The sequence below is a fragment of the Falsiroseomonas sp. RANM36 genome (assembly GCF_056682175.1).
This window is the reverse complement of record NZ_JBWXTD010000006.1, coordinates 128,839-135,774: the sequence shown is the minus strand read 5'-3', so window position 1 is coordinate 135,774 and position 6,936 is coordinate 128,839. Positions and strand designations below refer to the sequence as shown.

The following is a 6,936-nucleotide window of genomic DNA, read 5'->3' as shown; positions in this document are numbered from 1 at the left end:
CGCGCCCCCCCGCCGGCCCGCCCGCCTGTGGCGGGGGCGCGGCCCCCCGCCTCACTACCGGCGGGCCATCACGCCGGAGGCGTGCCTGCGGCACGACGCCGCGAACGCGGCCCGCGCACAGACCAGCCATGATGCCGGGAACGCCAGTGGCCTGCGCGAAGCCAAGCGGCACGGACGTGCCGCGCCCGGCGTCTGAGGGCACCAGATAATGCAGATCGTCGACCGCCGCCTGAACCCGGGCGGCAAGAGCCTGGCCAACCGGCAGCGCTTCCTCAGGCGCGCCAAGGACATGGTGCGCGAGGCGGTGCGCAACTCGGCGGGCGAGCGCAGCCTGAAGGACATCGAGCGCGGCGGCGAGGTGACCATCCCCGCCTCCGGCGTCAGGGAGCCGCATCTGCGCCGCGCCGCGGGCGGCTTCCGCGAGCATGTGCTGCCCGGCAACAAGGAATACCTCGAGGGCGACACCATCCCGCGCCCTCAGGGCGGCGGCGGAGGCGGCGGCAGCGAGGGCAGCCCGGACGGGGAGGGCGAGGACGCCTTCCGCTTCGCGCTGACGCAGGAGGAGTTCCTGGAACTCTTCCTGGAGGATCTGGAATTGCCGGAACTCGCGAAGAAGCGCGTGGTGGAGGGCGATGCCTCCGGCGTGCGGCGCGCGGGCTTCGCCACGCAGGGATCGCCGGCGAACCTCGCGCTCGGCCGCACCATGCGCAACGCGCTGTCGCGCCGGCTCGCGCTCCGCCGGCCGCGGCCGGACGAACTGGAGGAACTGGAGGAGGCGCTGCGCGCGGCGGAGGCGACCGACCCCGCCGAGGCCGAGGCGCTGCGCGCGCGCATCGCGCGGCTGCGCACCCGCACGCTCCGCATCCCCTACATAGACCCCATAGACGTGCGCTACCGCCAGTTCGAGCCGGCGCCGAAGCCGATCGCACGCGCCGTCATGTTCTGCCTGATGGATGTCTCCGGCAGCATGACGGAAGGCATGAAGGACCTGGCGAAGCGCTTCTACCTGCTGCTGCACCTGTTCCTGCGCCGCCGCTACAAGCATGTGGACGTGGTCTTCATCCGCCACACGCATGAGGCGAAGGAGGTGGACGAGGAGACCTTCTTCCGCAGCCCCGAGACAGGCGGCACCGTCGTCTCCACCGCCTTCGAGGAGATGATCAAGGTGATGGAGGCGCGCTACAGCCCGGCCGACTGGAACATCTACGTCGCCCAGGCGTCGGATGGCGACAACACCTCGGCCGACAACGACCGCACCGCGGCGCTGCTGATGGGCCGCGTGATCCCCGCCTGCCAGTATTTCGCCTATCTCGAAGTGGGCCGGGAGGACGATGGCGGCCCGATCGGCTTCATGCCGCGCGAGACCGAGCTGTGGCGCACCTACGGAAAGCTGCGCGCCGAGGAGCCGCGGCTGGCGATGCGCAAGGTGCGCCACCGCAAGGATATCTATCCGGTCTTCCGCGACCTGTTCCGCAAGGGCGCGATGGAGGAAGCAGGCAGGTGAGCGCGGCCGATTCACGCCTTCGCTGCTCCGCCCTCCGGCGATTGGGCGCGGAAGCATGAGCGCCGTCGGCGACGACAGGCTGCTGTTCGAAGGCGCCGACTGGGACTTCGACACGCTGCGCCGCATCCACGACGCCTGCGGCGAGATCGCCGTCGGCGAGCTGGGCCTCTCGCTCTATCCGACGCGGATCGAGGTGATCTCGGCCGAGCAGATGCTCGATGCCTATGCCGCGAACGGCATGCCCGTGCTGTATCGCCACTGGTCCTTCGGCAAGCGCTTCGCGCGGCACGAGACGCTGTACCGCAAGGGCTTCCAGGGCCTCGCCTATGAGATCGTGATCAACTCCTCCCCCTGCCTCTGCTACGTGATGGAGGAGAACACGGCGACGATGCAGGCGCTGGTGATCGCCCACGCCGCCTATGGCCACAACCATTTCTTCCGCAACAACCACTTGTTCCAGGAATGGACGGATGCGCACGGCATCCTCGACTACCTGGAATTCGCCCGCGGCTACATCATGAACTGCGAGGACAAATACGGCGAGGCGGCGGTGGAGCGCGTGCTGGATGCCGCGCATGCGCTGTCCTCGCAGGGCGTGTTCCGCGTGCCGCGCCGGCGCATCCCCGACCTCGCCAGCGAGGAACGGCGCGAGCGTGAGCGCCGCCAGCACGAGGAACGGATCTACGACGATCTCTGGCGCACCCTGCCCGGGCCGCGCAACGCGCCGGCGACGAAGGCCGAGGAAGCCCGCCGGCGCGCCCTGCTGCAATTGCCGCAGGAGAATGTCCTCTACTTCCTGGAGAAGACGGCGCCGCGCCTGCGCCCCTGGCAGCGCGAGATCCTGCGCATCGTCAGGCATGTGGAACAGTATTTCTATCCGCAGCGGCAGACCAAGGTGATGAACGAGGGCTGCGCCACCTGGGTGCATCACCGCATCATGACGCGGTTGCACGAGCAGGGGCGGCTGACCGATGGGCAGTATCTCGAATTCCTGCACAGCCACACCAACGTGGTGTTCCAGCCGACCTTCGACGATCCGCGCTATGGCGGCATCAACCCCTATGCGCTCGGCTTCGCCATGATGGAGGATATCGCCCGCATCGCGGCCGCCCCCGATGGGGAGGACCGCGCCTGGTTCCCGGGCCTCGCCGGCTGCGGCGACGCGGAAGGCGCGCTCAGGGAGGCCTGGGCGAACCACCGCGACGACAGCTTCATCGCGCAATACCTCTCGCCGCGGCTGATGCGGAAGCTGCGCATGTTCCACCTTGTGGACGATGACCGGGAGGAGGACCTGCGCGTCGATGCCATCCATGACGAACGCGGCTATCGTCGCCTGCGCCGCGCGCTGTCGCGGCAATACGACATCGGCCATCTGGATCCCGACATCCAGGTGGAGGATGTGGACCTGATCGGCGACCGCCGGCTGATCCTGCATCACCGCGTCCTGGAACGACAGCTGCTGGAGCCCGATGAGGCGCGCGCGGTGCTGCAGCACCTGGCCGATCTCTGGGGCTACGGCGTGCTGCTGCGCGAGGTGGATGCGACCACCGGCGCGGTGCTGCGCGAGCACCATGCCAGCGCGCGGCCCGGCATCGTGGAGTAGGCTGCGAGCCGGGCTTGCGCGATCAGCGCACCGCCTTCACGTCCTCCGCGCTGACCGGGTCCGTATAGGCGTTGCCGAACTGCGTGCGGATGAAGTTCACCACCGCCGCGACCTGCGCGTCGTCCATCATCGCGCCGACCGGGGGCATGGCGCGCAGCCCGTTCACGACGACCGTCACCGGATAGCCGCCGGCGGCGAGGTTCTGGTTGTTGACCAGCGAGGGATAGGCGGCCGCGCCGCGCGCGCCGGCGCCGTCCGGCATGTGGCAGCCCTGGCAGACGCTGCGATAGATCCCCTCGCCGTCGCGCGCGGCAAGCACGCGCGGGGCGACGCCGGTGACCGGGCCCCCGGAATCCGCCAGCGCCGGCAGGGAAGCGGCGGCGAGCAGCAGGGCAACGAGGCTGTGGCGCATCGGCTCAACCCCCCATCACGCGGCGATGCAGCCGCCCGATCGCGTCCAGCGCGGAGAGGATCGCGCCTTCCTGCCAGGCCGGCAGCAGGGAGGCATGCTCGCCCGCCAGGACCAGCCGGTTGTCCAGCGCGCAGAGGTTGGCGTAGTGCGTCCGGCGCGCCTCGTCGCTCCAATTGCCCGCGCAGCCGAGCGTCCAGGGCACGCGGTGCCAGGCGACGGCGACGCCGTTCTCGAATTCCTGGTGGTATTGCGGGTGCAGCACCGCGCCATGCGCCACGATCTGCCGCAGGCGCTCCTCCGGCGCGAGCGAGGACAGCGCGTAGGAGGCCGGGTTGTCCCAGGCATAGGCGCCCTGCAGCACGCCCTTCCCGCCGGCCAGGCAGCCATGGGAGGGGTAGGAGATCGAGGTGATCGGCAGGTCGGTGTAGGAGATGCCGCCGAAGATGGCCTCGTCCTCCTCCCAGAAGCGGCGGCGGAACTGCAGCCCGGCCTTGACCACCGAGAAGTAGGGCACCGCGTCGATCGCGTTGCGCAGCGCGGGGGAGCAGTCGATCTGCATCTGGCTCAGCACCGTCAGCGGGATGGTGCAGACGCACCATTGCGCCGCGCTGGTCAGCGCCTCCCCACCCTGCGCGGCGTCCACATGCACCACGCGCACGCCCTGCGCATCCTGGCGGATCTCCGTCACCTGGCGCCCGAAGCGGATCGCTTCCGGGCCGAGGGCCGCGAACATCGCCTTGCCGATCGCATCCATGCCGCCGACCGGCTGGAACATGGTCGTCTGGAATTCCTGGATCACGGCGTTGAGCAGCCAGGCCCAGAGGCCGGAGCGCAGCACATCCTCCCGCGACAGCGGCTCGGAGTAGCGCGGCATGGCGGAAAGGCCGCCGCCCGGCGGCGCGACATAGCCGCGCCGTTCGCTGCTGACGGCGCCGGCGCGATAGGTCATGTCGGCGTCCAGCGCGCCCCATTCGCGCAGCGCTTCCAGCAGGATCTCCTTCTCCTCCCCGGTCACGCTGGTGTCGAGCGCGCCCTGGTTCGTCGCCTTGCCCAGCAGCTCCGCGACATGGCCGTGGAAATCGGCCTGGATCTCGCGCCAGCGCACCGGCTTGCCGCCGAAGGCGCGGCTGCTGTGCAGCAGGGCGTTGTTGTTGACCTGGATGAAGGGCTCCAGCGCCACGCCGTAGCGCCGGCAGGTGTCGAGCACGGCGGCGTGGTGATAGGGGATGCGCCAGGGCCCGTGATTCACGTAGAGGCCCGGGTCGAAGCCCACGCGCTGCGTCGCGCCGCCCAGCTCGGTGAAGATGTCGCCGCCGCGCAGGCTCCAGTTCCGGCCGCCGGCGCGCTGCTGGTATTCCAGCACCTCCACGCGGTAGCCGGCCTTGCGCAGTTCCAGCGCGGCGGTGAGGCCGGCGAGGCCGGCGCCGAGGATCAGGACGGAGCTGCCGGGCGGCGCGCCCTGCAGGTTCGGCGGGCCGCGATAGGGGCTCTCCGCGGCGAAGCCGAGCCGCGTCATCGCATGGTACATCGCCGCGCTGCCGGCGACGGTGCCGATCATCGCCAGCAGCGCGCGGCGGCTGGTGCCGCCCGCTGCCGGGTCCGTCCGCTCTGTGCCCATGGAACCCTCCGGGCGGAAAGCGTAACGGACCGTGGGCGGCCGCGCTACAGCGCCGTCGCCACGCCCTTCTCCGGCACCAGCACCTTGGCGTTCGCGCCCACCATCGCCTGCACGAAGGCGTCCGGCGTCGCGGCGATGATCGGGAAGGTGCCCCAGTGGCAGGGGATGGCGGTCTTCACGCTGGGCAGGAAGCGCCGCACCGCTAATGCGCCGCGCTTGCCGTCCATGGTGAAGCGGTCGCCGACCGGCACGATGGCGACGCTCGGCCGGTGCAGCTCGTCGATCAGCGCCATGTCGGAGAAGATCTCGGTGTCGCCCATGTGATAGACGGTGGGCTCCGCCGCGTCCTTCGGTGTGATCACCACGCCATGCGGCAGGCCAAGATCCTGGGTGATGCCATTCTCGTCCATGACGGAGGAGGAGTGGAAGGCGACGGTCAGCGTCACGCCGAACTCGCCCTGGTCGGTGGTGCCGCCCGAATTCATCGGGTCCATCGCGGTGAGGCCCTTCTTCGCCAGCCACATGCAGATCTCGTAGTTCGCGACCACCTTGGCGCCGGTGCGCTGCGAGATCGCCAGCGCATCGCCCACATGGTCGGCATGGCCATGGGTGATGACCACATGCGTCGCCCCGGCCGAGGCCTGCACCGGATCACCGCCGAAGGAGGGATTGCCGGTCAGGAAGGGGTCGATCATCACGACCGACTTGCCGAATTCCAGCCGATAGGCCGAGTGGCCGAACCAGGTGAGCTTCATGGAACGCGTTCTCCCGAATGCCGTGACGCGGCCCTTCTAGCCGAGGCTGCCGCTGTGCCGGAAGCTTGCCAGCGCGGCCCAGACGTTGCGCGGCGTCATCGGCAGCGCCACCGGTGCGCCGCCCATCGCATCCGACACCGCATTCGCCACCGCCGCCGGCGCGCCATTTGTCGGCAGCTCGCCCACGCCCTTGATGCCGAGCGCGTTGTTGGGCGAGGGCACCCCCGCCAGCACATGCGCGAAGCCCGGCAGGTCGGCCGCGCGCGGCATGGCGTAGTCCATCAGCGTCGCGGTCTGCAGCTGGCCGTCGGCGTCGTAGCGCGCTTCCTCGAGCAGGGCGCCGCCGATGCCGGCGGCGAAGCCGCCATGCAGCTGGCCCGCCAGCAGCATCGGGTTCACCACCGTGCCGGCATCCACCGCGGCGCCGAACCGGTCCAGCGTGACCTCGCCCGTCTCGGGGTCCAGCTCGACCTCCGCGATGGCGATGCCGGCGGGCCAGGTGACGACGGTGTCGGCGAAGTCGGCGCGGCCCTCGATCGGGCCACTGCGCGCGGCGAGTGCCAGCAGGCCGATGCGGCGGTCCGTGCCGACCACGGCATAGGCGCCGTGCTGCCACTCGATGTCGGCGGTGGCCGCTTCCAGCGCCTCGGCGGCCGCGTCCTTGCCGGCCTCGATCGCGGCCCGCGCGGCCAGCGCGAAGGTGGTGCCCGAGACGATGGTGGAGGAGGAGCCGCCGGTGCCGCCGCCGCGCGGGATGGTCGCACTGTCGCCCTGCAGGATGCGGATGCGCGCAGACTCCACGCCGAAGGTGGCGGCCAGCACCTGCGCGAAGGCGGTGGCGTGGCCCTGGCCCTGGCTCTGCGTGCCGGTGCGCGCGGCGATGCTGCCGTCGGGCAGCACCTGCACGATGGAGGTCTCGTCGCCCCAGCCGCCGGAGCCGTGCAGGTGGCAGGAGAGGCCGCGCCCGCGCAGCCTGCCGCGCGGGGGGGGGGGCGGCCGCCGCGCGGGGGGCGGGGCGGGCGGCCGCGGCCCCCGCCCCGCGGC

Annotated in this window: 6 protein-coding genes; 2 read left to right on the top strand and 4 right to left on the bottom strand. The window is 71.0% G+C overall.

Translation table 11 applies throughout. From position 1 onward, the window contains the following. Window positions 1–208 precede the first annotated feature (208 nt). Window positions 209–1,504: a YeaH/YhbH family protein gene (locus tag AC1MIR_RS22195; RefSeq protein WP_480030366.1), complete on the top strand. Its 1,296-nt coding sequence runs from the start codon at window positions 209–211 to the stop codon at window positions 1,502–1,504. Between the two features lie 55 nt (window positions 1,505–1,559). Next, a complete protein-coding gene (locus tag AC1MIR_RS22190; RefSeq protein ID WP_480030365.1) occupies window positions 1,560–3,107 on the top strand; it encodes a SpoVR family protein in 1,548 nt (515 codons plus the stop codon). 22 nt (window positions 3,108–3,129) lie between these two features. On the opposite strand, the gene AC1MIR_RS22185 is transcribed toward AC1MIR_RS22190, so the two are convergent. The 4 genes from AC1MIR_RS22185 to AC1MIR_RS22170 all read right to left on the bottom strand — a co-directional run. Next, window positions 3,130–3,519 (bottom strand): c-type cytochrome, encoded by a 390-nt coding sequence (locus AC1MIR_RS22185; RefSeq protein WP_480030364.1) that lies wholly within the window; start codon window positions 3,517–3,519, stop codon window positions 3,130–3,132. Window positions 3,520–3,523: 4 nt separating this feature from the next. Then, complete coding sequence (locus AC1MIR_RS22180; RefSeq protein WP_480030363.1) at window positions 3,524–5,137, bottom strand: flavin monoamine oxidase family protein; 1,614 nt, start codon at window positions 5,135–5,137, stop codon at window positions 3,524–3,526. 44 nt (window positions 5,138–5,181) lie between these two features. Next, window positions 5,182–5,892 (bottom strand): metal-dependent hydrolase, encoded by a 711-nt coding sequence (locus AC1MIR_RS22175; RefSeq protein ID WP_480030362.1) that lies wholly within the window; start codon window positions 5,890–5,892, stop codon window positions 5,182–5,184. Between the two features lie 36 nt (window positions 5,893–5,928). Further along, on the bottom strand, window positions 5,929–6,936 hold a 1,008-nt coding region (locus AC1MIR_RS22170; RefSeq protein ID WP_480030361.1), incomplete at its 5' end, for a xanthine dehydrogenase family protein molybdopterin-binding subunit.

Coding starts and splice junctions, on each gene's coding strand:
- AC1MIR_RS22195 (WP_480030366.1), top strand. CDS start 209: ATGCAGATCGTCGACCGCCGCCTGAACCCGGGCGGCAAGAGCCTGGCC.
- AC1MIR_RS22180 (WP_480030363.1), bottom strand. CDS start 5,137: ATGGGCACAGAGCGGACGGACCCGGCAGCGGGCGGCACCAGCCGCCGC.
- AC1MIR_RS22175 (WP_480030362.1), bottom strand. CDS start 5,892: ATGAAGCTCACCTGGTTCGGCCACTCGGCCTATCGGCTGGAATTCGGC.
- AC1MIR_RS22190 (WP_480030365.1), top strand. CDS start 1,560: ATGAGCGCCGTCGGCGACGACAGGCTGCTGTTCGAAGGCGCCGACTGG.
- AC1MIR_RS22185 (WP_480030364.1), bottom strand. CDS start 3,519: ATGCGCCACAGCCTCGTTGCCCTGCTGCTCGCCGCCGCTTCCCTGCCG.